The 25,572-nt window shown below is 60.4% G+C and carries 20 protein-coding genes and 3 pseudogenes; 12 read left to right on the forward strand and 11 right to left on the reverse strand.

All coding sequences use genetic code 11. From position 1 onward, the window contains the following. Positions 1 to 41: 41 nt before the first annotated feature. Positions 42 to 2,015 carry an alkyl/aryl-sulfatase gene (locus tag NL116_RS11955; RefSeq protein ID WP_494377334.1) on the reverse strand — a complete coding sequence of 658 codons (1,974 nt, stop codon included), beginning with the start codon at positions 2,013 to 2,015 and terminating at the stop codon, positions 42 to 44. Positions 2,016 to 2,152: 137 nt separating this feature from the next. On the opposite strand from NL116_RS11955, the gene NL116_RS11960 reads away from it, so the two are divergent. The 6 genes from NL116_RS11960 to NL116_RS11985 all read left to right on the forward strand — a co-directional run bounded on the left by NL116_RS11960 (position 2,153) and on the right by NL116_RS11985 (position 7,504). Beyond that, positions 2,153 to 2,821: an ABC transporter ATP-binding protein gene (locus NL116_RS11960; RefSeq protein WP_494377335.1), complete on the forward strand. Its 669-nt coding sequence runs from the start codon at positions 2,153 to 2,155 to the stop codon at positions 2,819 to 2,821. A 1-nt stretch (position 2,822) separates the two neighbouring features. Further along, a complete protein-coding gene (locus NL116_RS11965) occupies positions 2,823 to 5,294 on the forward strand; it encodes an ABC transporter permease (RefSeq protein WP_494377336.1) in 2,472 nt (823 codons plus the stop codon). Then, positions 5,284 to 6,348, forward strand: coding sequence for a lipocalin-like domain-containing protein (locus NL116_RS11970; RefSeq protein ID WP_494377337.1), 1,065 nt, complete (start codon positions 5,284 to 5,286; stop codon positions 6,346 to 6,348). Before NL116_RS11965 ends, NL116_RS11970 begins: the two co-directional genes overlap by 11 nt. 62 nt (positions 6,349 to 6,410) lie before the next feature. Next, positions 6,411 to 6,653 carry a hypothetical protein gene (locus NL116_RS11975; RefSeq protein WP_494377338.1) on the forward strand — a complete coding sequence of 81 codons (243 nt, stop codon included), beginning with the start codon at positions 6,411 to 6,413 and terminating at the stop codon, positions 6,651 to 6,653. 11 nt (positions 6,654 to 6,664) lie between these two features. Beyond that, positions 6,665 to 6,832, forward strand: coding sequence for a hypothetical protein (locus NL116_RS11980; protein ID WP_494377339.1), 168 nt, complete (start codon positions 6,665 to 6,667; stop codon positions 6,830 to 6,832). A gap of 87 nt (positions 6,833 to 6,919) precedes the next feature. After that, complete coding sequence (locus NL116_RS11985; RefSeq protein ID WP_494377340.1) at positions 6,920 to 7,504, forward strand: hypothetical protein; 585 nt, start codon at positions 6,920 to 6,922, stop codon at positions 7,502 to 7,504. Between the two features lie 341 nt (positions 7,505 to 7,845). On the opposite strand, the pseudogene NL116_RS11990 reads toward NL116_RS11985, so the two are convergent. The 3 pseudogenes from NL116_RS11990 to NL116_RS12000 form a co-directional block, all read right to left on the reverse strand. Beyond that, positions 7,846 to 8,089: pseudogene (locus NL116_RS11990) on the reverse strand (hypothetical protein). Between the two features lie 17 nt (positions 8,090 to 8,106). Continuing rightward, positions 8,107 to 8,408 (reverse strand): annotated as a pseudogene (locus tag NL116_RS11995) (DUF6124 family protein). Positions 8,409 to 8,910: 502 nt separating this feature from the next. Continuing rightward, positions 8,911 to 9,066, reverse strand: a pseudogene (locus NL116_RS12000) (type VI secretion system tube protein Hcp); the annotation flags it as partial. 128 nt (positions 9,067 to 9,194) lie between these two features. Here NL116_RS12000 and NL116_RS12005 point away from each other — a divergent pair. After that, positions 9,195 to 9,872 carry a type 1 glutamine amidotransferase domain-containing protein gene (locus NL116_RS12005; RefSeq protein ID WP_494377341.1) on the forward strand — a complete coding sequence of 226 codons (678 nt, stop codon included), beginning with the start codon at positions 9,195 to 9,197 and terminating at the stop codon, positions 9,870 to 9,872. 67 nt (positions 9,873 to 9,939) lie between these two features. Here the strand turns inward: NL116_RS12005 and hglS are convergent, their stop codons facing one another. From hglS to NL116_RS12020, 3 genes are all read right to left on the reverse strand, one after another. Then, positions 9,940 to 11,325 (reverse strand): 2-oxoadipate dioxygenase/decarboxylase HglS, encoded by a 1,386-nt coding sequence (gene hglS, locus NL116_RS12010; RefSeq protein WP_494377342.1) that lies wholly within the window; start codon positions 11,323 to 11,325, stop codon positions 9,940 to 9,942. A gap of 122 nt (positions 11,326 to 11,447) precedes the next feature. Beyond that, the gene (locus NL116_RS12015) at positions 11,448 to 12,395 is read right to left on the reverse strand and encodes an alpha/beta fold hydrolase (RefSeq protein ID WP_494377343.1); all 948 of its coding nucleotides are present in this window, start codon (positions 12,393 to 12,395) and stop codon (positions 11,448 to 11,450) included. 22 nt (positions 12,396 to 12,417) lie between these two features. Next, the gene (locus tag NL116_RS12020; RefSeq protein WP_494377344.1) at positions 12,418 to 13,872 is read right to left on the reverse strand and encodes a flavin-containing monooxygenase; all 1,455 of its coding nucleotides are present in this window, start codon (positions 13,870 to 13,872) and stop codon (positions 12,418 to 12,420) included. A 191-nt stretch (positions 13,873 to 14,063) separates the two neighbouring features. Here NL116_RS12020 and NL116_RS12025 point away from each other — a divergent pair, with 191 nt between their 5' ends. Next, complete coding sequence (locus NL116_RS12025; RefSeq protein WP_494377345.1) at positions 14,064 to 15,134, forward strand: diguanylate cyclase; 1,071 nt, start codon at positions 14,064 to 14,066, stop codon at positions 15,132 to 15,134. A 203-nt stretch (positions 15,135 to 15,337) separates the two neighbouring features. Then, positions 15,338 to 16,579 carry a M20/M25/M40 family metallo-hydrolase gene (locus NL116_RS12030; RefSeq protein WP_494377346.1) on the forward strand — a complete coding sequence of 414 codons (1,242 nt, stop codon included), beginning with the start codon at positions 15,338 to 15,340 and terminating at the stop codon, positions 16,577 to 16,579. Between the two features lie 126 nt (positions 16,580 to 16,705). Here the strand turns inward: NL116_RS12030 and glyA are convergent, their stop codons facing one another. The 4 genes from glyA to NL116_RS12050 form a co-directional block, all read right to left on the reverse strand. Continuing rightward, complete coding sequence (glyA, locus tag NL116_RS12035; protein WP_494377347.1) at positions 16,706 to 17,962, reverse strand: serine hydroxymethyltransferase; 1,257 nt, start codon at positions 17,960 to 17,962, stop codon at positions 16,706 to 16,708. A gap of 33 nt (positions 17,963 to 17,995) precedes the next feature. Continuing rightward, entirely contained in the window at positions 17,996 to 18,379 is a 384-nt protein-coding gene (gene gcvH / locus NL116_RS12040; RefSeq protein WP_494377348.1) for a glycine cleavage system protein GcvH, read from the reverse strand. 332 nt (positions 18,380 to 18,711) lie between these two features. Beyond that, positions 18,712 to 20,220, reverse strand: coding sequence for a transcriptional regulator GcsR (gcsR, locus tag NL116_RS12045; protein ID WP_494377349.1), 1,509 nt, complete (start codon positions 20,218 to 20,220; stop codon positions 18,712 to 18,714). Between the two features lie 80 nt (positions 20,221 to 20,300). Beyond that, on the reverse strand, positions 20,301 to 21,215 hold the full coding sequence (locus NL116_RS12050; protein WP_494377350.1) for a LysR family transcriptional regulator: 915 nt from the start codon (positions 21,213 to 21,215) through the stop codon (positions 20,301 to 20,303). Between the two features lie 151 nt (positions 21,216 to 21,366). Between NL116_RS12050 and speB the strand changes: the two genes are divergently transcribed. The 3 genes from speB (at position 21,367) to NL116_RS12065 (ending at position 25,572) form a co-directional block, all read left to right on the forward strand. Then, positions 21,367 to 22,371: an agmatinase gene (gene speB / locus NL116_RS12055; RefSeq protein ID WP_494377351.1), complete on the forward strand. Its 1,005-nt coding sequence runs from the start codon at positions 21,367 to 21,369 to the stop codon at positions 22,369 to 22,371. Positions 22,372 to 22,399: 28 nt separating this feature from the next. Next, the gene (locus tag NL116_RS12060; RefSeq protein WP_494377352.1) at positions 22,400 to 23,908 is read left to right on the forward strand and encodes an aldehyde dehydrogenase family protein; all 1,509 of its coding nucleotides are present in this window, start codon (positions 22,400 to 22,402) and stop codon (positions 23,906 to 23,908) included. Between the two features lie 95 nt (positions 23,909 to 24,003). Further along, complete coding sequence (locus NL116_RS12065) at positions 24,004 to 25,572, forward strand: purine-cytosine permease family protein (protein ID WP_494377353.1); 1,569 nt, start codon at positions 24,004 to 24,006, stop codon at positions 25,570 to 25,572.

The following is a 25,572-nucleotide window of genomic DNA, read 5'->3' on the forward strand; positions in this document are numbered from 1 at the left end:
AATGTGGGAGCGGGCTTGCTCGCGAAGGGCGCGACGCGGTCCTAAGGCGTCACGATATTGAACTGCGGACTAAAGCTGTCCAGGCTACCCAACAACGCCCCAAGCTGCTTCCCGTTCCCCTGCAACTTGATCAAGCCCTTCTGAATCGCCGTCGGGAAATCCAGTTGCTTGAGGCTGATCTGCTCCAGCGTCGACTTGCTCAAACTCACACTGGCATCCGCCACCGGGTTCAGCCCGGTACGGTGGGTCAGCACGCCATTGCGCAAGGTCAGGTTGAAGTCTTTGTTCTGATCCTCAAAGGTCCAGTTCAACGTCAGGTCATGGCCCGCGGCTTTTTCGCTGTCGAGACGAATCGCCAGGTAGTCGAAGAACATATACGGCGTCATTGCCCGCACCATGTCCACCGACACCGAACTGCCGGCATGCTGCGGCACGCCGTTGCGCAATTCCATCGCACCGGTCAGGTACATGTTGCGCCAGGTCGCGTTCTCGCTTTGATAACCCAATTGCTCCAGCGCATCGGCCTGAGCGCTACGTCCCGGCGCGTTGTCCGGTTCGGCGAACATCAGCTGATTGCCCAGTTGCGCAGCCCAGCGGTAGTCACCCTTGGCCATCGCCGCGCGTATTTTCTCGACCACCGCCGCGCCGCCGCCCATGGCTTCGACCGTACGCCTGGCGGTTTCCACCGGTGGCAGCGGATTGAGGTTGGCCGGGTTGCCGTCGTAGAAACCCATGTAACGCTGATACACCGCTCGCGAGTTGTGGCTGAGCGAGCCGTAGTAACCCCGGGTGTACCACTTCTGGTCTAGATCGCCGGGCAGCTTTTGCATGTTCTCGGCGATTTCCATCGGTGTCAGCCCCTGATTCAACAGGTGCAAGGTGCGGTCATTGAGGAAGGCGTACATGTCACGCTGATCGGCGAGGAACGTGCGAATCCGTTCACCGCCCCAGGTCGGCCAGTTGTGCTGGGCAAACAACACGTCACTCTTGTCGCCGTAACGCGCCAGGCTGCTGTCCAGGTACTGCGCCCAGGCCTTGGCGTCCCGCACTTGCGCGCCGCGCGGGGTGAGGATGTTGTGCATCATTTGCGTGGCGTTTTCCGCCATGCACAAGGCGCGCAATTGAGGCAGGTAGAGGTTCATTTCTGACGGCGCTTCGGTGCCCGGCGTCAGCTGAAACTCCACCTCGATACCGGCGATGGTGCGGGTTTCCAGTTCCTTGCTGATCAGGTCGGTCGGCTCGATGAGCGTGATGGTGCCGCCGGCGGGCAGGCTCTTGCCCATACCCGAATCGACCTGGCCTTTCTCGCCTCGGGGCAACAGACTGCCGAACTGGTACTGCGCGCGGCGACTCATGGCGTTGCCGGCGTACACGTTCTCGCTCATCACGTGCTCCATGAAACCGGACGGCGCGAACACCTTGACCTTGCCGGCCTTGACGTCGGCCTCGTCGATCACCCCGCGCACGCCGCCGAAATGGTCGACGTGGGTGTGGCTGTAGATCACCGCCACCACCGGTTTCTGCGGACGGTTCTGGTAGTACAGCGCCAGCGCGGCCTTGGCGGTTTCGGCCATGGTCAGCGGGTCGATGATGATCAGGCCATCGTCACCTTCGATGATGGTCATGTTCGCCACGTCGAGGCCGCGCACCTGATAAATCTTCGGGCTGACCTCGAACAGACCGGCGTGGGTACTGAGCTGGGCAAGGCGCCACAGGCTAGGGTTGACCGAAGCCGGGGACTGGTCCTTGGCTAGGAAGTCGTACGCCGCAATATCCCAAATGACCTTGCCGGAGGCGTCTTTGACCTGGCCTTTGAACGGCGCGATCAAGCCTTTGCTGACCGACTCGAAATCGGTGCGGTCACTGATGGGCAAATGTTGCAGCACGGCGGCATTGTGGGTGGTGGTGATCGCACTGGCTTCGGCTGGCTCATCGACGGCGTAAACCGGTTGTGTCAGGCACACGGTGATCAGGCAAGCGAGCAGGCCGCGAGGGCTCAAGGTGAAACGAGGCATGGCGTCTCCTTTTTTTATCGTTATGGTTAGACCAGCCTCCGAGGGTAGGGCGCCGGCGATGCCGGGCGACAATCGTCAACGGACAAAAACCATGCAGGGCCGCTATCCTTGCCTCACGCTTCTTCACGGTATTGCTCATGCTTCAGGTCCAAGGTGTCTTCAAAAGTTACGCCACCCCGCAAGGCCCGCTGCCGGTGCTGCAAGGCGTCGACCTGACCCTGGAACCCGGCAGCAGCCTGGCGCTGATGGGCGAGTCGGGCAGCGGCAAAAGCACCTTGCTGCACCTGATTGCCGGGCTGGACAAGGTCGACCGCGGCAGCATCCGCAGCGGTGAACATCGGCTGGAGCAAATGAACGAAGGGCAACTGGCCCACTGGCGACGTACCGAAATAGGTCTGGTGTTCCAGCAGTTCAACCTGATCGGCAGTTTGCGGGTCGAGGACAACCTGGCGTTTCAGGCGCGTCTGGCGGGGCGACATGATCCGCGCTGGCAGGCGCATCTGGTGCAACGTCTGGGGCTGAGTGATGTGCTGCGACGTTATCCGGAGCAATTGTCCGGCGGCCAACAGCAGCGAGTCGCACTGGGCCGCGCGCTGGCCTCGCAGCCGAAGCTGCTGCTGGCCGACGAACCTACCGGCAGTCTCGATGAAGCCACCAGCGACGACGTGTTGAAGTTGCTCCTGGAATTGCTCGATGACACGTCCACCACATTATTGATGGTCACGCACAGCCCTCGGGTAGCCGCGCGGCTGGCGAAAAAAGTGGTGTTGCACGCGGGCCGTCTGGCTGGCGCGGACGAGCGCTGAGGTGCGGGTTCTTCGCGAGACGTTGCGGGCGCTGCTCAGCCATTGGTGGCAGCACCCGGTGCAGTTTTTCAGCGTGCTGACCGGGTTGTGGCTCGCCACCAGTTTGCTTACGGGCGTGCAGGCATTGAACAGTCAGGCGCGGGAAAGCTATGCGCGGGCCAGTCAGTTGATCGGCGGCGAACCGCAAGCCAGCCTCAGCGCGCCGGGAGGCGGGACGTTTTCCCAGGCGTTGTTTGTCGATTTGCGCCGTGCCGGTTGGCCGGTGTCGCCGGTGCTGCAAGGCCGAATAGTCCTCAAGGGCCATGAAGAGCAGCGTTTGCAGTTGATGGGCATCGAACCGGTGTCGCTGCCCGCCGGCTCATCGGTGGCGGGGCAGTCGCTGCCGATTGAGCAGATTGTCGATTTTTTCAGTGCGCCGGGCAGCACCTGGATCTCGCCGCAGACCTTGAAAAACCTGGGGTTGCACGAAGGTGAACGTCCGCTGAGTTCGAGCGGTGAGTCGCTGCCACCGCTGCACGCTCAAACGGACATGGCCCCCGGCCTGTTGCTGGTGGACATCGGCTTCGCCCAGCACATTCTGGGGTTGCCGGATCAACTGTCGCGTCTGTTGTTGCCGAAGGGTTTCAGCGCTGCGTTACCCGACGCGTTCAAGGAACAACTCCAACTCAAGACCAGCGGCGAAGAGAACAATCTCGCACGCCTGACCGAGAGCTTTCACCTGAACCTCGATGCCTTGGGCTTTCTGTCCTTCGTGGTCGGCCTGTTCATCGTCCACGCGGCCATCGGCCTGGCGCTGGAACAACGCCGAGGCTTGCTCAGAACCCTGCGCGCCTGTGGCGTCAGCGCACGAATGCTCATCTCCTGTCTGGCGGCTGAACTCGGTGGACTGGCCCTGATCGGCGGCCTCGCTGGCGTGGTCAGCGGCTACCTGTTGGCCAGCGTGCTGTTGCCGGACGTCGCCGCCAGCCTGCGCGGCTTGTACGGCGCCGAAGTGGCGGGGCAATTGAGCCTCAGCCCGTGGTGGTGGCTCAGCGGTGTCGGCCTGAGTTTGCTCGGTGCCTTGCTGGCCGGCGCCAACAGCCTGTTGCGGGCGGCGCGTTTGCCGCTGCTGGCGCTGGCCGATCCACAAGCCTGGCATCAGGCGCACGCGCGCTGGTTGCAGCGCCAGGGATGGGTGGCGGCGACGGCCGCGGTGATTGCGCTCAGCGCCTTGATCTGGGGCGACAGTCTGGCCAGTGGATTTGTGCTGATGGCGGCGTTGTTGCTCGGCGCCGCACTGGCGCTGCCCGTGGTGCTCAATGCCGTGCTCAATCTCGTATTGGCGCGCAGCCATTCAGTGCTCGGCCAATGGTTTATCGCCGATTGCCGTCAGCAACTGCCGGCCCTGAGCCTGGCCTTGATGGCATTGCTGTTGGCCTTGGCGGCAAACATCGGCGCTGGCAGCATGACTGCCGGTTTCCGCGAGACGTTCAGCAACTGGCTCGAACAACGCCTGACCGCCGAGCTTTACGTCAACCCGCAAACCCCAGCGCAATCCCGCGAGGTGAATACCTGGCTTAAACAGCAACCGCAACTCTCTGCGGTGCTGCCCAACTGGCAGGTGTCGATCCAGTTGCAGGGCTGGCCGGCGGACATTTTTGGCGTGATCGATCACCCGACCTATCGTCAGCATTGGCCGCTGCTGGAGGCCTTGGGTGACAACCCGTGGGACCGGCTGGTCAAGGACGACGCGCTGATGCTCAGCGAGCAACTGGCCCGACGCCTGAAGGTACGTCTCGGTGATCACCTGACGATTCCCACCCCAGGCGGCCCGTGGTCGCCGCGCATCGTCGGGATCTACGCCGATTACGGCAATCCCAAGGGCCACTTGCTGGTCAACGTCAACCATCTGCTGCACGGCTGGCCACAGCAGGCGCCCAACCGTTTCAATCTGCGTATTGAACCGGCATTGATCCCGGCATTCGTCACCGCGTTGCAGGCGCGTTTCGCGCTGGACGACAACCGTATCGTCGATCAGGCGCGCCTCAAGGGCTGGTCGACGCAAGTGTTCGAACGCACCTTTGCCGCCACGGCCGCGCTCAACAGCCTGACCCTGGCCGTGGCGGGCGTGGCGTTGTTCATCAGCCTGCTCACCCAAAGCCAAAGCCGCCTCGGGCAGTTGGCGCCGCTGTGGGCGCTGGGCGTGACGCGCCGGCAGTTGATGCTGCTCAACCTCGGTCAAACCTGGCTGCTGGCGGTGTTGACACTGGTGCTGGCGTTGCCGCTGGGGATCGCGCTGGCGTGGTGCCTGGACGCGGTGATCAACGTCCAGGCGTTCGGCTGGCGCCTGCCGCTGCGGGTGTTTCCGATGCAACTGATGCAGTTGATGGGGCTGGCGCTGTTCGCGACGTTACTGGCGTCGGCGTGGCCGTTGTATTCGCTGTATCGCACGCAGCCGGCGGACCTGCTGAGGACGTTTGCTCATGAGGATTAAAATCGGCCTGTTTTTATTGGTTTTATTGAGCGGCTGCGACAACTCCGCACCTGTCGAGAAAGGCTTCGCCGGCCTCGGGGACGAGGCGGCAACGTTTACCCCGGTGGTGCCCGGTCGGGTGTTCAGCTTCCCGGCCGATCACGGGCCGCATGACGGTTATCGCATCGAGTGGTGGTACGTCACCGCCAACCTCAAGGACGGTCAAGGCCGCGAATTCGGCGTGCAATGGACGCTGTTTCGCAGCGCCTTGAAAGCAGCGCCCGAGGCGGCGGGCTGGGCCAATCAGACGATCTGGCTGGGGCACGCGGCCGTGACCTCGGCGACGGTGCATCACGCGGCCGAACGCTACGCCCGTGGCGGCGTCGGTCAGGCGGGCGTGAGCGTGGCGCCGTTCAATGCCTGGATCGATGAATGGCGTTTCAGCAGTCAGGGTTCTGATCCTTTAGCGGATCTTCAACTCAGTGCGCGGGACAAGGATTTCGGTTACCAGCTTCGGCTGACGTCCACGCGCCCGCTGGTGCTTCAGGGCGATAAAGGTTTCAGCCAAAAATCCGAACAGGGCCAGGCCTCGTACTACTACAGCCAGCCGTTTTTTCAGGCCAGTGGCTCGCTGGACATCGAGGGTAAAACCTATCAGGTCAGCGGCCCGGCCTGGCTCGACCGCGAGTGGAGCAGCCAGCCACTGACCGCCGACCAGACCGGTTGGGACTGGTTTTCCCTGCACCTCGACGGTGGCGAGCAAGTGATGCTCTACCGCATGCGCAACAAGGACGGCGCGCCTTACCTCACCGGTACCTGGATCGACGCTGATGGGCAGACTCAACTGTTGCACGCCGACGACATCCGCCTCACACCGCAAGACACCGCCAAGATAGCTGGCCGTCAGATGCCCGTGCGCTGGTCGATCAAAATTCCCGGCAAGCACCTCGACATCACCCTCAACGCCCTCAACCCCAACGCGTGGATGGATTTGCGCATTCCTTATTGGGAAGGGCCGGTGCAACTGAGCGGCAGCCATGCGGGGCGGGGCTATCTGGAAATGACCGGTTATTGAGTCGGAACTCTCGGCAGATCGACACCCTCCTACGATAAGAAGCCCGTTCACAGGAGCCCGCCATGAGCGACGACCTCAAACCGCCAGACCTTGCCGCGTGGCAACGCCTGTTCGACGACAAGGCTTACTGGCAACAATCCCCCGACGCCCATTACGCCGAACTGCTGCGCGTGGCCGACGACTTGCTGGGGCAGGGCGCCATCGACCTTCAACAGTGGCAAGACTTGAAGGCCAGGGCCGAGCAATCGCACAAAGACTCGCCGGCCGTAAACGTCGCCCGGGAAGTTGACGATCCTGAAGCTTGAGGAGAACCCGTATGAAACCCACCCCCGACGCTGAACACCCCGACGAACCACGGCCACCGGGCGAAGTCGAGCGCGACAATGACGCCTTGCGCCCCACCGACCCGACCCGGCGCAAGGAAAGCGGTAGAGGCACCGACAGCGGCGAATCCACCGCGCAAGAAACTGCCAACACTTCCTGAGGAGCGTCTATGCTCATTGGCACACATCGCGCTGACGCCTGAGCCAGAGCGGTTTGCTGCCCTTTATTACCAAGGAATGTACCGCCTATGAAACTCCGCGCACTGACTAAAGCCATCACCCTCGCTTCCTTGCTGTCCGCTGTCAGCCTCGGCGCCATGGCTGCCGATATCCCGCTGGCTGGCGTCGTGTTAGAGGATGAGCTCACCGCCACCGTTGTCTCGGTCGACGCCGCAGCCCATCAAGTCGTACTCAAAGGCCCCGATGGTAATGAGGTCGCTGTACAACTGACTGACAAGGCGAAAAACCTTGGCAATTTGAAAGCCGGCGATCTCGTTGATATCAAGGTCGCTCACTCGGAAGTGGTCGTCCTTGATACCGACATCGACAAGGGCCTGCCAGGCTCCGTCGAACGCACGGGCGATGTTCGCGCCGCTCCAGGCTCGGAAAAGCCGGCGGGTGAAGCCTACCGTCAGATACAGGTTCAGCTGAAAATTACCCATATCGACGTGAAGAAGCACCAAGTGACCTTCGAAGGTCCCAAGGGCAACAAAAAAACGGTTGATGTCGTAAGACCGGAAGTTCAAGCCAAACTCAAAGACCTCAAAGTCGGGCAAACCGTTACCGTCACCTACACAGACGTCCTGAAAGTACATGCTCACTCCAAAAGCTGAGTATTGGCTCTATAAAATGATTGTTCTTGTATAAGTTTTTTGTACAAGAACAATCAGTTTTAATGTCCAGGTAGTGAGTTTTGGTAGCGGTTCAAATAGTATTGCAACCGACATTTTGTTAAACATTGTGTTTGAAGATTTCATGTTCGCTTAGCGGACATATGCCCAAACTTCTATTAAAATGCCCCCGTTCGCCCAGTGTCACGGCTCTTTACCAGTGCATGGAATGCCGAGGCCATAGCACTGGGCGGACACCTTCCTTTGAAGTGATGGCAATGAATAAATAAAAACGGGCGATCGTATGATCGCCCGTTTTTTTATGCGGCTTGTTTTTGTAAGCGTCAGCCGATGACGTCCAGCAAGTTGCAGCCATCGCGTAGTGTCATTGCAATGACACGGGCGAAGTCCTGACGTAACGCGTTGTTGCCGTTGATCGAATCGCCCAAGGAGAGCTTCCCCCAGTCGAGTCACACCGCGGGTTCGGTAGGCCGCCGTGTCGTGCAACACTTCGAGGGGCGCCTCCGTATCAATCAGCAGGGAAGGGATCAGGCAGTCGATGCCGGTGATGGGCGTGTATCGAGCCAAGGGTGAACCTCCCTCTCTCACGATTGCGTGCTGTGTGGGGCTTCGGATGTGTCGCCAAGAGGGTCGAGATTGTCCAGCGCGCGGTTCACCAACAATTCGCCCACTACCGCCAGTTACTGGATTGATAGCGCGAGGCTGCGGTGTGAGCCTTCGAGTTTGCAGGCCAGGTCGGTGGTGAGGACGTTGAGCGAAGCGAGGGTTTCGCAGACGTGGCTGATGGGATTGGGGGGGGCGGATCGCGGAGGCGGGCGCTGACGGTGCGTTGGGTGGCTTGGCTGAGATCGATTGGGTCGCGGGAATCGTGTGGACATTTTTTCATGGTGAAGCTCCGTAGGAACGGAGCGGCAAAGCGGCATTTGCGTGCCTTGATCGTGTTCGGTCTGTCAAAACCGGTCGCTGAGGTTGCAGCGGCTGGGGGATGTTATCTGGGGGGAGTTGGGGGGTTACAAGTTCATGGAAGTTGTATAAGTGGCCGTTCAAACTCCCGTTTTTGCTTGAGAAAGATCAACACCTTCTTAACTAAAACAGGTGGTGATAGTTGTAGCAAGGTCCTTGATCTCTATGGCTGAGACGCCGTTTGCGGTTGCATTTTTGCCAATTATAACTATGCCGATGAAAGGCGCCTTGTATTGAATGCCAAGCCCGTAGATGTGTATTTCGGACTCGTTGAGCAGGTCCGTTGCATCGCCCTGCTGTTGTTCTTCCCCAGTCGTCTTTGTTAACTTGCAGCACGCAGCGGCTCCATTCTCCTTAGGGAACTGGACTGAAATGACTTCGTTACTTGAAATGTTCTTGGCGAAAAGGGGACGGATTTATTTCTTTCTTAAAAGTAAATCTGTCCCCTTTTTTTCGGAAGTCAGCGCGGCTTGCAGCAGCGGCGAGGACTTGTCGTAGACTTTGGTGGTGACCACTGGCTTGTGGGCGCGCTGACCGGTAGGTTGGCCGGATTGCGGGTCACGCGGGATGATCAACTTGTTGCGCATAACGGCCTTGCGCCACCCGTCAATGGCGCCTGAGTTTCGGTGCAACGAATAGACCGGCCGCAGGGTCCATAGAAACAGCGCCGTCGAGCGTCCGAAAAACCCTGAAACGGAGTGAGAACGACATGAAAATCCTGATGGTTTTAACGTCCCACGATCAATTGGGCGATACGGGCAAGAAAACCGGCTTCTGGCTGGAAGAATTTGCCGCTCCGTATTTCGCCTTCAAGGACGCCGGTGCTCAACTGACCCTGGCCTCGCCCAAGGGGGGCCAACCGCCGCTGGACCCGAAAAGCGATGAGCCCGACTTTCAAACCGAAGCCACGCATCGTTTCCGCAAGGATTCCGCAGCCCAGTCGGCGTTGGCTTCAACGGCTGTGCTGAGCACGGTGAGACCGGAGGATTACGACGCCGTGTTTTATCCCGGCGGTCATGGTCCTCTGTGGGATTTGGCCGAAGACAGTTATTCGATTGCGCTGATAGAGGCATTCATCAAGGCCGGCAAACCAGTCGCAGCGGTCTGCCATGCGCCGGGTGTGTTGCGTCACGTCAAAGGCGCGGACGGCCAGCCGCTAGTCAAAGGCAAAAAGGTGACGGGGTTTACCAACTCGGAGGAAGAAGCGGTGCAGCTGACAAAGGTCGTGCCGTTTCTGGTGGAAGACATGCTGAAGGAGAAGGGCGGGGATTATTCCAAGGGCGATGACTGGGCGAGCTATGTAGTTACGGACGGCTTGCTCATCACCGGCCAGAACCCGGCGTCTTCGCAGGCAGGCGCCGAAGCATTGCTGGCGAAGCTCCGCTAACACACCATCCCTGTAGCAGCTGGCGCAGCCTGCGTTCGGCTGTGCGCTCTGCTACACGTGGTGTGCCTCAGATCGCGTGGCCCAACGTGGCATAGCATTCTTCAACTGAACGCCGTTGCGTTTCGGCGTACAACCCCAACTCATCAATCGTCAATCGCCCCAGTGCCTGTTCAAACGCCTGCTGGTTCGAGTGCACGCCATAGTGGGTTTGTGCCGCATCCCCCAGGTTTGACTGGAAAATCCCCGCCGCACTTACTGGCAGGAAATCCTCGTACACCAGCGGTTCGACTCGCAGATACCCGCCGTCCAGCAAATCTTCCAGCGACAACGATGCCAGCGCATCCGCCGCCCGGCCTTTTTCCGTCACGAAGTAGCGAAAGTACGCCAGTTCCTGTCGGCGCATGCCTTCGTACGTGTCAGGGAATTCGCCAAAGTGCTGCGCCATCAGCGCGTTGTAGCGTGCAGCATTGGCTTCATTGGGGAAGTCTTTCAACTCGTCCCGCGCGGCGGTGAGTAAACGGTCGTACAACGCGCGTCCCTTGGGTGTCAGCGCGGCGCCGCGTTGCTCGATTTCGCCGAAGCGCGCGCTGTGACTGCCAAGGGTTTCAGCTTGATCGATGAAGGCGACGGGCTCGTCCAGCGCCTTGAAACTGGTCTGACGCAGCAGAATCGGGCACTGGCGGCGGGGTGGGCCTTCGATCACCGCTTTGGGGGTGATGCCATGGGCCGGCATCTGTGCCTGAACGATGTCGATGTCCAGCGTGCGCGGCGTCAGGTGGTTGATGTGCGGGCCTTTGAACGCCACAACGTCGGCGATCAGGCGGTGCTGGGCGCTGAGTTTCTGGTATTGCTCGGCGGTGACCGTGGCGCTGTGGTGCCAGCGGAAGGTTTCCAGTGCCTGTTCGACAAAGTGCTGCGACTCGGTTTCAGTCAGACCGCCCTCGGTTTCAGCGCGCTCGATAAGCGTCAGTGCTGCCGGGGTAAAGATCTGGCGCTTGTCCAGCACCGACTGGGCGAACGCGCGCAGTTCCAGGTCTTCGATCAGCTCCAGACGCAGCAGCGAGGTGAACACGCGGAACGGACTCACCTGCAACGCGTCTTCGTGAACCGCGCGAAACGCCGTGGAATGCACCGGCACGCCGGCCGGGGTCAGGTCGTAATAACCCACCGGTTGCATGCCCATCACCGCGAACAAACGGGCGAGGGTGGCCAGTTCTGCGGCGGTGCCGACGCGGATTGCACCGTGACGCTCCAGGTCCAGCCGTTCGATTTCGCCGGTGCTGTTCAACTGACGGGCGATCTGCGGGTCGTTGTCCAGCACGTATTGGTTGGTCTGCTCCACCAACTCCATGAGTGCGCCGTACAGCGGCACTTCTTCGCGGTACATGTCGGACATCGCTTTGGAGAAGCGTTGGCGGATCAGGTCAGGGCTGACGAAGGATGACTGGCTCATGAAAGAAATTCCTGGCGCGGTGACGTAAAGGATGTGCGAAAAGATCGCAGCCTTTAGCGGCGCCGACAAACGAAGAATCTTACGGACTTCATTCTCCCCAGGACTGCTGCTACAGGGCCGGGTTACAGGTGCGAGCGGCTTTCCGTGCGCAGCGATCCCAGGAACTCGCGATACAGACGTGCCGTATTGGCAGGCTGTTCGACCATCGGCATGTGCCCGATGTGGTCCCAGATATGCACCCGCAGATCGACGATGCCTTTGCTCCAGACGGCCACGCTGCTGACGTCGATCAACCGGTCCTTGTGCCCCCACAACAACAGCGCCGGGCATTTGATGTCGGCCAGTTTGGGCTCCATCGGCGGGCTGGCGCGAAAGTCGTTGAAGATTTCCTCCAGTTCATCGCGGTTTTGCTCATAGCGCTGGGCAACGGCGTCCAGCACCACGCCGGGCACCCACGGCGGTTCGGCCATGGTCATGGCGTAGAAGCGCCGAAACTCTTCGCGCGAGTGAATCAGAAACGGGTTGTGCCCCTTGGCCAGATGCCGCTCCAGGTCACTGGCCTCGGGCGCGGTGACCCCGGCCGGGTCGATCAGTGCCACGGAGGCGATCCGGTCCGGGTACGTGGCCGCCATCCACGCCGCGATGTAGCCGCCCATCGAATTGCCGATCACATGCACCTTCTCGACCCCGCAGACGTCGAGGAGCTGGATCATCCGCTTGGCTTGCAACGGAATGTCATAACCACCACCGGCCTTGAAGCCGGTTTCGCCATGGCCGGCAATGTCAGGAATGATCACCCGATGACTCCCGACAAAGTGCCGCGCAAAGCGCAGCCAAAGGTTCTTGTCGGCGCTGTAGCCGTGCAGCATCAGCACACTGCTGGACGCCTCATAAGGCCCGCCTTGCCAGGTTGAGACGGTCATTTCGCTGATCGGCACGACAATCTTGTGGAGCCGATACAGCTTGGCCTCGATCGCCATGTTCCAGTCGTATAGCCAATAACCGATGGTTGGATAACTCAACCAGCTCCAGGCCACGATAACCGCGATAATCACAACCAATAGAAGCATCGGATGACTTCCTTAAACGTGATCAGGACAAGATGTGGTCAGCGGGTTTCAAGGCCCGGGTCAATCGGTGATAGCTGAAACTAAACCCCGGAAACATGGCGATCACATGACCGCTCTTGCTTTGATACCAGCTGTGACAGCCTCCAGACTTCCAAACAGTACGCTCCATTTCCCGATGGATCATTTCAGTGTAGGTACGTTCCGCTTCGGGGCGTACTTCAATGCTGCTTAAACCCAGTGCTTTTAACGTACGGATGCAATCGAGGATGTAATTCATCTGTGATTCGATGATAAACAGCGCCGAAGTGTGGCCGATGCCGGTGTTGGGGCCGGTGACGATAAACAGGTTCGGGAAGTCCGGCAGACTGGTGCCGAGGTAGGCCCGCGGGTACTGCGCCCATACATCCTTGAGCCGGGTGCCGTGTTTGCCGGTGACGGGGTAGGAAATCACCCCGTCAGTGGCGTCGTAACCGGTGGACCAGACGATCAGGTCGAGGTCGATGTGCTGACCGTCCTGAGTGACAATGCCGGTTTCATCGATAGAAGCGATGCCCTGTTCGCGACTGTGCAATGTCACGTTGGGGCGGCTCAGCGTCGGGTAATAGGTGCTGGAGACCAGCACGCGTTTGCAGCCGATGGTGAAGTCCGGCGTCAGTTTTCGACGTAGTTCGGGGTCAGGCACCTGGCGCTTGAGGAAGCGCAAGGCCTGATGCTGAACCATGCGGATCGCCGGTTTTGAGTACTTGAAGGCAATCACCCGGGTTTCGAACTGCCAGTAGATCATCCAGCGCAGCAGTTTATAGGCCGGTTTCAGGCCCAGCAGCCAACGCTGGAAAGGGCCAAACTTGCGGTCAGCCCTTGGCAATACCCAGTGTGGCGTGCGCTGGAACACATGCAGGTGCGCGACGTCCGGGGCAATCGCCGGGATGACCTGCGCGGCGCTGGCGCCGCTGCCGACGATCGCCACGCGTTGTTGCCGGTAATCGTAGGAATGGTCCCAGTTGTTGGTGTGAAATGTCTTGCCCTGAAAGCGTTCCACGCCTTCGACGTGCGGGACGACCGGTTGGCTCAACGGCCCTGTCGCGTTGATCAGAAACTGCGCGTAAAACGTGCCTTTGCTGCCGGTGTGCACAGCCCAGCGCTTGTGGGCGTCATCCCATTCGATACGTTCGACATTGACCTCCAGTTCGACCCTGTCGCGCAGGCCGAAGTGTTCAACCACGTACTGGGTGTAGTGGTGCAGTTCCGCCTGTTCGGCGAACATTTGCGTCCAGCGATAGGGCGCAAAGGACAGCGAGTAAAGGGGGGAGGGTACATCCACCGCCGCGCCGGGGTAGGTGTTCTGGCACCAGGTGCCGCCAAAAAAGTCCCGCCGCTCCAGCAAGCGAAAATCGTCGATGCCGGCCTTGAGCAAATTGATCGCCGCGCACTGACCGCCAAAACCGCTGCCGATGATCAACACTTGAAAAGTCTGCATGGGCCTCCTTTTTAGAGTGATTGATTGAACCCTCCCTTCATGTATAGCCAAACATTGGCGACTCGCCTCATGGCAATGCCCCGGTATTCAGACCGCTCACCGGTGATGGCTATTTAACGTCGCCCTGATAGACTTCAAACGCACCTGCAAGCCCGGTGTTATCAGGTACCGTTGAGTGACGCAGAGGCCCTATGGCAAAAGCGGGGAAAGGACTTTCATTAGCCAGGAGGCTTTATACATCGCGAACCCTGGGCCTTGCCTTGGGATTGTTGTGCGTGGGCGCAGCGATGTGCCCGCTCGACCCGGCACCGTGGGTGTGGGGGTTGATGCTGTTCAACGGCGTGTTGTGGCCGCACGTTGCCTATCAATGGGCTCGTCGGGCCAAGGTGCCATTTCACGCCGAGCACCGCAACATCCTGGTCGACGCCTTCCTCGGCGGTTTCTGGGTGGCGGCCATGCAGTTCAATCCATTGCCCAGCGTTGCAACGCTGTCGATGATGGCGATGAACAATGTTGCCATCGGCGGCATGCGATTCCTGTTGGTGGGCACCGTCGCGCAAATCCTCGGGATGGGGGTGGGGTGGTTGGCGTTTACCCCTGCTTTCATTCCGTCGACAACACCGGTGCAGATGTTTGCCTGCATGCCGCTGCTGATCCTGTATCCCATGGCGCTTGGCTGGATCTGCTTCCGTCAGGCCACTGCCCTGGGTCAACAAAAGCGCGAGTTGCTGTCCCTGAGCCGTACCGACAGCCTGACCGGCCTGCTGAACCATGGTGCGTGGAAGGATCAGCTTGAAGTTGAATTCCAGCGCTGCCAACGCTCGCAGCAGGGCGGGGCGATTGCACTGATCGACATCGACCATTTCAAAGCGATCAATGACACCTACGGCCATGTCGCGGGTGACATCGTGTTGCGCCAGTTGAGCAAAATGCTCAAGCAAAACCTGCGTTCCGCCGATGTGGCCGGGCGTTATGGCGGCGACGAGTTCTGCGTGATCCTGCCGGACATGCCGTTGAACAGCGCCGCCGCGACCATGGAGGCACTGCGCGACCGCTTTGCCACGCTGGGTTACGAGCAGAGCCCGGCGTTGAAAGTCAGCTTGAGTATTGGCCTGGCAGCTTTCAGTTCGGCGCATACCGATGCGACGTTATGGCTCAACGATGCCGATCAGGCGTTGTATGAAGCCAAGACCACAGGCCGTAATCGGGTCATTTGCCGTACCGATGGCACGCCGTATCGCGAATTGCTCGACCCGGTCTGAAGGCAAGTCCAATACCCTGTGGGAGCCGTGCTTGCTCGCGATGGCGGCTCCAACATCTATCGGCTGACCTGACGCCATCACGAGCAGGCTCATTCCTGAAGGGATCTTCTGTCACGCATTTGTGGGTGTCGCATGCGGTCTAGAGCCTTGCGCCTAAGTCAGGTAGGGTGTTTTTGACCCCGACAAGAAACAAGGACCGATTCATGACGCTCAATCTCTCTCGCTCCCTGCTGGCCACCAGCCTCGGCCTGACCCTCGCCCTCGGCCCCTTCGCACCTGCAGCCTTCGCTGAACCGCACAAACAGGCCCTTGCCGATTCCGAGCAATACAAGGGTGAAGCCCTGAAGTTGCTGGAACGGCTGGTCAACATTGACTCCGGTTCCGGCTATGAGCCCGGCCTGACGCAAGTGCGCGACATTGCCATCGTCGAGCTGAAAAAACTCGGTGCCACCATCGAACTGGTACCCAACACACCTGACAAAAGCAGCCACGTGATTGCGACGCTGAAAGGCACCGGCAAGGCGAAAATCCTGCTGATGGCGCACATGGACACCGTATTCAAGGAAGGCTCGGCCGCCGAGCGTCCGTTCCACATCAAGGATGGTCGCGCCTACGGGCCAGGCGTGATGGACGACAAGGGCGGCATCGTCGCCGGGATCTATGCGCTGAAAGTCCTGAAAAACCTCGACTTCAAGGACTACGCGCAGATCACGTTCCTGCTCGACGCCAGTGAAGAAACCGGCTCCGACGTCGCCACTGACCTGATCAAGAAAACCGCCAAGGCCCACGACGTGACCCTCAACCTCGAGCCGGGCCGCCCGGCGGATGGTCTGGTGGTGTGGCGAAAAGGCAGTGCGACGGCGGTCGTGGAAGTCAAAGGCAAAGCCGCTCACGCCGGTGTCGCGCCGGAACTGGGGCGCAACGCGGCCATGGAAGCCGCGCACCAGATTCTGCAACTCGGCCAGTTGGGTGACGCGGAGAAAAAAACCACCATCAATTTCACCGTGATCAAGGCGGGCGACCGGACCAACGTGATCCCGGACCAGGCCACGGCCAAGGCGGATGTGCGGGCGGCGGTGCCGGAAGAGTTTGACCGGATAGAGAGGGATCTGGTGCGGGTTTCCAAAAACAAGCTGATTGCGGATACCGAAGTCACCACCACCCTTCAGCGCGGATTACCGCCGATGCCGCAGACGGCGGAATCGGACCGGTTGATGGCCATGGCTCAGGGGATTTACGGAGAAATTGGCCGCAAGCTGACCGAGGAAGGCAGTGGCGGGGCGGCGGATGCCAGTCTCTCGGCCGGTGTGGGCACGCCGACGCTGGACGGTTTTGGGATTGTTGGCGGGAATATTCATACGCCGGAGGAATATGCGGAGGTCGAAAGCGTGGCGCCGCGGATCTATCTGTTGTCGCGGATGATCATGGAATTGGCCAAGCAGTAAGCCGCACCACGTTTGAACGTTCCCACGCAGAGCGTGGGAGCGATTACTCAGACTGCCGTTTTGCGGCGCTTGAACTGCCGCCATCGCGAGCAAGCTCGCTACCACAGGGGGGGGTGGGTGGCCTGATCAGTCGCGGTAGACCGGGAAGTCGCGGCACATGGCGGCGGCTTGTTTGGCGACCTGCGCCTCAACGTCGGCATCACCGAGGTGATCAAGCAAGTCGCAGATCCATCCCGCCAACCCGATACTTTGCGCTTCCTTGAAACCACGGCTGGTGATCGCCGGCGTGCCAATGCGCAACCCCGACGTCACGAACGGTGATTGCGGGTCGTTGGGCACGGCGTTCTTGTTCACCGTAATCCCAGCGCGGCCGAGCGCGGCGTCGGCGTCTTTGCCGGTCAGGCCCTGGCGGATCAGGCTGACCAGGAACAGGTGGTTGTCGGTGCCACCGGACACCACGTCGAACCCACGGTCGATAAACACCTTGGCCATCGCCTGGGCATTGCGGATCACCTGTGCCTGATAGGTTTTGAAACCGGGCTCCAGCGCTTCCTTGAAGCACACCGCTTTGGCCGCGATCACGTGCATCAGCGGGCCGCCCTGACCGCCGGGGAACACCGCGGCGTTGAACTTCTTCTCCAGCTCCGGATTCGCCTTGGCCAGGATCAAGCCGCCACGCGGACCGCGCAGGGTTTTGTGAGTGGTCGTGGTGACGACGTCGGCGAAGGGGATCGGGTTCGGGTACAAACCGGTCGCCACCAGCCCCGCGACGTGAGCCATGTCGACGAACAGATAAGCGCCCACCTTGTCGGCAATCGCACGGAAGCGTGGGAAGTCCAGGGTCTTCGAATAAGCGGAGAACCCGGCGATGATCATTTTCGGCTTGCGCTCAACCGCCAGACGCTCGACTTCATCGTAGTTGATCAGGCCGGTATCGGTGTCGATGCCGTACTGCACCGCGTTGTAGAGCTTTCCGGCGAAACTGACTTTGGCGCCGTGGGTCAAGTGACCGCCGTGGGCCAGGCTCATGCCGAGCACGGTGTCGCCGGCTTGCAGCAGCGCGAGAAACACCGCGGCGTTGGCCTGGCTGCCGGAGTGCGGCTGGACGTTGGCGTAGTCGGCGCCGAACAATTGCTTGGCGCGATCAATCGCCAGTTGCTCGACCACGTCAACGTGTTCGCAACCGCCGTAATAACGCTTGCCGGGATAGCCTTCGGCGTACTTGTTGGTCAGGCCGCTGCCTTGCGCTTCCATCACCCGTTGGCTGGTGTAGTTCTCGGAGGCGATCAACTCGATGTGGTGTTCCTGCCGTGCGTCTTCAGCGTTCATCGCTGCCAACAGTTCGTCGTCGTAGCCTTTGATTTGGTCGTGTTTGCTGAACATGGTGGTGTCCTGTGTTGTAGGCGAAAAGGGGGTTCAGGCTTCGGCGGATTCCTGGGTCAGGCGCGCGTAGGCGTCATGATCCAGCAGGTGGTGGAAGGCCTCGGTGTCGGCCGGTCTGAAACGAAAGAACCAGCCTTCGCCCAGTGAGTCTTCGTTGACCCATTCCGGTGAGGATTCCAGCGTCGTGTTGACTTCGACCACTTCACCGTCGAGCGGCATGCCGATGTTGCTGGCTGCTTTCACCGACTCCAGCACCGCCACTTCATCACCGGCGCCAAACGTCCCCAACTCCGGCACTTGCACGAACACCACATCACCCAACGCCTGCTGCGCGTATGGCGTGATTCCCACGGTGATCAGGCCATCACGTTCGAGCCGAAGCCATTCGTGATCAACGGTAAAACGCAATTCGCTCATACCCACTCCTCATTGTTCTGACCCATCCGCTGCTGGTGGCGGATGACGTTTACAGGCTCGCGACGGGCAACGAGCGTGGTTGCAGGAGTGATAGCAAGGGGGGTGCCAATGTTTTCTATTTGTTTTAAATCAAGGGTTTATAAGGTTTTAGGGTGAAGAGGCTAACGCCATCTGTATTGAAATCAATACGGGCAAAAGACGTGTAGCGAGCAGGGCAAGAAAACACGGGGTGGAGGCGGTGTGTCTTGAATTCGATACGCTGTATCGATTTGCAAACAGTCACCCCAGCACGCCACAGGGGATTTTTGTTGTTTGGGGGAAAAGGGAGGGACTCAGGATTTGGCCGGGATGCCATATTTGCGCAGGCGAATGGCGATGGCGCTGTGGGAGGTTTCCAGGCGGGCGGCGAGCAGGCGGCTGGACGGGTAGCTGCGGTAAAGCTGCTCCAGCAGGTTCTTTTCAAACCCTTCGACGGCTTCTTCCAGGCTGCCGACTTCACCGTCATTCTGGCGCTCTACAGCCGTGCGGGCGATGTCCAGATCGTCGATATCCACCAACGGGTTTTCGCAAATGGCCGCCGCGCGGAAAATCACGTTTTGCAGTTGCCGCACATTGCCCGGCCAGCGGTTACCCAGCAGGGCGGCAAAGGTGCTGGGGGCCAAACGGCAGACCGGGCGCTGGATCTGCGCGCAGGCCTGTTGCATGAAATGGTTGGCCATCAACAGGATGTCGTGGCCGCGTTCACGCAGCGGCGGCACCTGCAGGTTGAGCACGTTGAGGCGATAGAACAGGTCTTCGCGAAAGTGGCCTTCGCTGACCATTTTTTCCAGATCCCGGTGAGTTGCACTCAGCACCCGAACGTTGACTTTGACCTCGCGATCCCCACCTACCCGGCGGAAGCAGCCATCGCTCAAAAAGCGCAGCAACTTGGCTTGCAAGTAGGGCGACATCTCGCCCACTTCATCAAGAAACACCGTGCCCTGATCCGCCAGTTCCAGCAGGCCGAGTTTGCCGCCGCGCTGGGCGCCAGTGAACGCGCCGGCGGCGTAGCCGAACAGTTCGCTTTCGGCGAGGCTTTCCGGGAGGGCCGCGCAGTTCAGGGCGAGAAAAGGTGCCTCGCGACGTGTGCTGATCGCGTGGCAGGCGCGGGCGACCAGCTCTTTGCCGGTGCCGGTTTCGCCCTGGATCAACAGCGGCGCGTCGAGGGTCGCCACGCGCTGGGCACGGGCCTTGAGCGTACGAATTGCCGGGGACTCGCCCAGCAGCGCATCGAACCCTTCGGCATGGTCATGGTGCAGCGCCGACAGGCGTTCGCCGATGCGGTTTGGGTGATAAAGGGTCAGCAGGGCGCCGGCGTCGGTGATCGGCATCGCGTCCAGCAACAACGTCTGTCCGCCCAGGCTGACCTCGTGCATCGGCAGGCGGAAATGGTGTTCGATCAGGGTGTGTTGCAGCGATGGATCATCAAACAGCGTCGTCAGCGACTCACCGGCCGGTTCGCGCCCGCACAAAGCAATCAGCGCCGGGTTGGCCAGCAGCACAACACCGCGATCATCCACGGCCAACACCGCGTCGGTACTGGCAGCGAGCAAGGCATCGAGCTGCAAGCTGCGGCGTTGCCCCGGAAGGATGTCGACCATCGTCACCGCTTGTACGCCCTGCACACCGAGAAAAGCCTCGCGCAACTCTTCCAGTACCTCGGCACCGAGGGTCGGTGCATCGATGTAAACGTTCGGCGGCACCATCTCGACGGCGTCCAGATTGAACCGGCGCCCACCGAGCAGGGCCAGCACTTCCTGGGTGATGCCGACGCGGTCGATGAAGGTGACGTGGATGCGCATGACGGGCCTGCAAGGGTGGTGAACAAGGTGGTTGCGCCAATGAGTATGCCGGGCACGCTTCGAGTATGGCGAGCGGGATATCAGCCGCCGGCGGTTTTACGTGAGCACGCCGACAGGTCTTCGAGGAAGGCCTGAAGGATCGGCGGTGGGGCTGTGCCGCGTCGGGTAATCACGTCGAACGGCGACATCAATTGCAGGCTGTTCGGTGCCAGTTGGTGCATCTCCCCGGTCTTGATCCACTGTGCGGCAAAGTGCGCCGGTAGAAAGCCCAGGTAGGCCCCGGAGATCAGCAAAATGGCCAGCGCCTCGATGTTGTCCACGGTCGCGGCGGCTTTGCTGACCCCCAAATGTTCGAGGTCGTATTGCTGCATGTAGCCGCGCACGACAATGCGGCTCGCGGCGATTTCTTCGAGCAGTTCGTCGCCTTCGGCCTTGTTGCCATACAGCGGATGCCGGCGCCCGCAGTACAAGCCCAAGGCCTCTTGATACAGCGGGGTGTGCAGCAGGCCTGGCACATGGATCGGGAAGTGCCCGATGGCCAGGTGCAGTCGACCGTCGAGCACCCGTTCTTCGAGTTCGGCGGGGGTGCCGACGTACACGTTGAGGTGCACGTCATGCCCCCGGGACACGAACCGCTGAGTGGTGCGCGGCAGCGGCGAATCGGGGTCGGTGATGGTGGTGTCGATGATCCCCAGGTTGAGCTTGCCGCTGATGTGCTGCTTGAGCACGTCGGCGTCCATGCAGAAGTTTTCCACCGCCGAGAGCAGGCGCTGCGTCGCTTCATGAATCGCCACGCCTTGCTCGGTCAGGCGAAACCCGCTGCGCCCGCGCTGACAGAGTTTGACCCCGAGCCGGGTTTCCAGATGAGTCATCTGCTCACTGATGGTCGACTGGCCGGCGTTCAACGCGGCCTGCGCGGCGGAAAAGCCCCCACACCGGACAATCGTGGCAAACACCCTGAGCAATTTCAGATCGACATCGTGGAGCTGAATCACCTTGAACCTCCCGCGTGTGGATGCATCGGCAATACCGATATGAGTATCTGATGTTTAGCATTTTTTCCACGAAAACCTGCGCCCATAGTCTTTCCAACGGCGGTCGCCTTGCAGTCCGCCCAGCCGATAACAAAAAGTGGAGAGGCTTGAAATGTCGAATAACGGTTATGAATCCGGTCGCCTGAACCTGCCATTCGTAGGTCATTGCACCTTTGGCAAATCCCCGGTGTGCACCGATTGGGACGCGCTGGATGCCGACGTTGCGGTGCTCGGTGTGCCCAACGATATGGGCACCCAATGGCGCTCCGGCGCACGCTTCGGGCCACGCGGGATTCGCGAAGCATCGACGCTGTTTTCCTTCGGCCATGCCGGCGCCTACGACCATGAAGACGACGTGATGTACCTGACCGCCGCCGACGTGCGCATGGTCGACGTCGGTGACGCCGACATCGTCCATACCGACATGGTCACCAGTAACGAAAACACCGAATACGCCGTGCGCAAGATCCTCGATGCCGGTGTCATGCCCGTCGTTCTGGGCGGCGACCACTCGGTACACGCACCGGTGATCAAAGCTTTCGAGGGCCGCGGCCCGATCCACATCATCCACTTCGATGCGCACCTGGATTTCGTCGACGAACGCCACGGTGTGCGCTACGGCCATGGCAACCCGCTGCGTCGCGCCTCGGAAATGAACCACATTGTCGGCATGACCCAGATGGGCATTCGCAACGTCTCGTCGTCCAACCGTGATGACTACGAAGCGGCTCACGCTGCCGGCTCGAAAATCCTCTCGGTGCGTGATGTCCGTCGTCTCGGCGTCGAGGGTGTGCTGGCGCTGATCCCGCAGAACATCAACTACTACATCACCATCGACATCGACGGTTTCGACCCGTCCATCGCCCCTGGCACCGGCACCCCGAGCCACGGCGGTTTCCTCTACTACGAAGTGCTGGAAATTATCCAGGCACTCGCCAAGCGCAGCAAAGGCAACATTGTCGGCATGGACCTGGTGGAGGTGGCACCGGTGTATGACCCGAGCGGCATGACCTCGATTCTGGCGGCGCAACTGCTGCTTAACAGTATCGGTTTCATCTTCCATGAACGGGCTCAGGCGAAGCACCCCGTGAGCGCAACCACCACTGAATCGGCGTGAACTGACCGCCGCACAGAGGGCATGAAAAATGGACGCAAGTGTTAAACAGTACCTGCAGACATTCGGTGTCTCGGAAGCGACCCAGACCTTTCTCAGCAAGGTCAAGAAGATGTTCATCGGTGGCGCTTTTGTCGAGGCCAGCGACGGACAGACTTCCGACGTCATCGAGCCGTCGACCGAAGGCCTGATCACCCGGATTCCGATGGGCACCACCGAGGATCTGGACCGCGCCGTGCAAGCCGCGCGCGCACAGTTTGACAGCGGCGCCTGGAGTCGGGCGAAACCGGTCGAGCGCGAACGCTTGATGCAGCGCCTGGCGGACCTGGTTGAACAGAACGCCGCAGAACTGGCTGAAATCGAATCGATCGACATGGGCAAGTCGGTAGCATTTGCCAAGGACGTCGATATCCAGGGCACCGTCGATACCTTGCGATATTTCGCCGGGTGGGCGACCAAACTGCATGGGCGCACCGTCGAGCCTTCGTTGCCTGGCAACTACCTGGCGTATACGCGCAAGGAAGCGGTGGGGGTGGTCGGCGCGATCGTGCCGTGGAACTTCCCGCTGCAAACCATGGCCTGGAAGCTCGGCGCTGCGCTGGCCACCGGATGCACCGTGGTGGTCAAACCCGCAGAACTGACCTCGCTGTCGGCCCTGCGGTTTGCTGAACTGGTGCAGCAGGCGGGGATTCCCGATGGCGTGATCAACATTGTTTCCGGGCGCGGCAGCGTGGTCGGCGCGGCGATGGCCACGCACCCAGGCATCGACAAATTGACCTTTACCGGCTCGACCCCGGTCGGCCGTACCGTCGGGCGCGCGGCGCTGGACGAAATGAAGCGACTAACCCTGGAACTGGGAGGAAAATCGCCGGTAATCGTGTTGGCTGATGCAGACATCCCTTCGGCGGCGCAAGCGGTCGCCAACGGTGTGTTTTTCAACTCGGGCCAGGTGTGCGACGCCGGAACACGCGCCTATATTCATCGCAGTGTGTACGACGAATTTCTGCGTGAGCTGATCGCGTATACCCGCACGCTGAAGATTGCACCGGGTCTGGATCCAGACTGTTTCATTGGCCCGCTGGTCTCGGCACTGCAAAAGCAGCGGGTGACCGAGTACATCGAAACCGGCAAGCAGGAAGGCGCCGAACTGGTCTACGGCGGCCAACCCGTCGATGGCCCTGGCTTCTTCGTCGAGCCGACCATCTTCGCCCATTGCCGCAACGACATGCGCATTGTCCAGGAAGAGATTTTTGGTCCGGTGCTGGTCACTGCACCATTCGACGATGAGGAAGAGGCGCTGGCCCTGGCCAATGACTCGGTGTACGGCCTGGCCGCCGCGCTGTATTCCAATGACCTGGGCAAGGTGCACAGCCTGATCCCACGGTTGAAGGCCGGTTCGGTCTACGTCAACGCCCACGGCACCCTCGACCCGTCGATGCCGTTCGGTGGCTACAAGCAGTCCGGTTTCGGCAAGGACCTGGGTGCCGAGCAGCTTGATTACCTGCTCGAAACCAAAGCCGTGTGGATCACGTTGCCTTAAGCAGCACCAGTGGTGAGGAAGCAAGCTCCCTCACCACTGGTGCTCATCGCAAGGAATGCAGTTCCGTCATGATCTTCCAACAATAAGAGTCCATCATGAACACTGACGCCAAAGCCGCTCCTAGCGTGTCGCTCCTCGACGATAAACCGATCGTCGAAAGCCATTCGATCGACTTCATCCCGGAACACGAACGCACCGACAAATTGTCGAGCCAAGGCCCGTTCTGGTTCCTCGGTAACTTCACTTTCTTCACCATGACCATCGGCTTCGTCGGCCCAAGCGTGGGCCTGACCGCGCTCTGGACCACACTCGCCGGCACGCTGGGCATCATGTTCGGCACGCTGTTCATGGCGTTCCATGGTTCACAGGGTCCGCACCTGGGTTTGCCGCAAATGATCCAGTCGCGGGCGCAGTTCGGCTATCGCGGTGTGATCCTCGTGCTGCTGGCGACGCTGTTTGTGTTTGCCGGGTTCAACATCGTCAACCTGGTGTTGATGATGCAGGGATTGCACACCCTATTCGGCTTCCATCCCTGGGCGATTGCGGTGGCGGTGACGATACCGGCGGCGGTCCTGGCGATCCTTGGTCATGACTGGATGCACCGCAGCTTCAAATGGGCGTTGTACCTGTCGATTCCGTTGTACGGCCTGGTGACGCTGGCGGTAATGATGGGCTGGGTGCCCGATGCGGCGATGCCGGTGTTGGCGGCGGGAGAAGTCGCGCCGGCACCGTTGGGCTTCAACTGGACCGGTTTCATCGCTCAGTTCGCGGCGGCGGCCAGTTACAACATCGCCTACGCCCCGTACGTGTCCGATTATTCCCGTTACCTGCCGAAGAACACCTCCAGCGGCAAGCTGATTGCCGTGGTGTTTCTTGGCGCCTCGTTGTCCGGCGCATGGATGATTTCGGTGGGTGGCTGGTTGGCGGATCACCTGCATTCCACGGACGTGCTCGTCGCTCTTGGACAAGTCGGCAACGTGGTCTCGCCGCTGATCGGCACAGCGGTAGTGGTGATCACCATCCTGGCGTTCCTGCCGGTGATCGCGATGAACATCTACAGCGCGAAACTGACCACGCTGACCTGCGTCGACTCCATCAAGCACATCAAACCGACCCGCAAGGCACGGATTCTGGCGATCGGTTTTGTGATTCTGCTGCAACTCGGCGTGGCCCTGAGCATCCAGAGTTCGGGCAAAGGCTTGTCGGTGCTGGGGATCTATCTGGTGGTCATGCTGTACTTCCTGGTGCCCTGGACCTCGGTCAACCTGACGGACTACTTCTTCGTGCGCAGGGGCCGCTACGCCATCCCGCACTTCTTCATGCCCCACGGCAACATCTACGGCAACTGGGGCCTGCGTGGCATCGCCGCGTATGCCATCGGTTTCGTGTCGATGATCCCGTTCTTCTACATCTACGACGGGGTCGAGCAGCGCGAGGTCTATGTCGGTCCGCTCGCCAAAGCGTTGGGCAGCATCGACATCGCCTGGCTGGTCGGGTTGATTGTCTCGGGACTGGTGTACTACTGGTTCAGCCGCTCGATTGATCTCAAGCGCGAAGAAACCGTGATCCAGCACATCGAGAAAACCTCTCCGCAATACACCACCGGCGACTCGCTGAGCTTTCGCTCGTCAGCTGTTTTCAACGAATCGCAAGCCGGGAGATAA

This window comes from Pseudomonas sp. FBCC-B1667, from assembly GCF_059133255.1.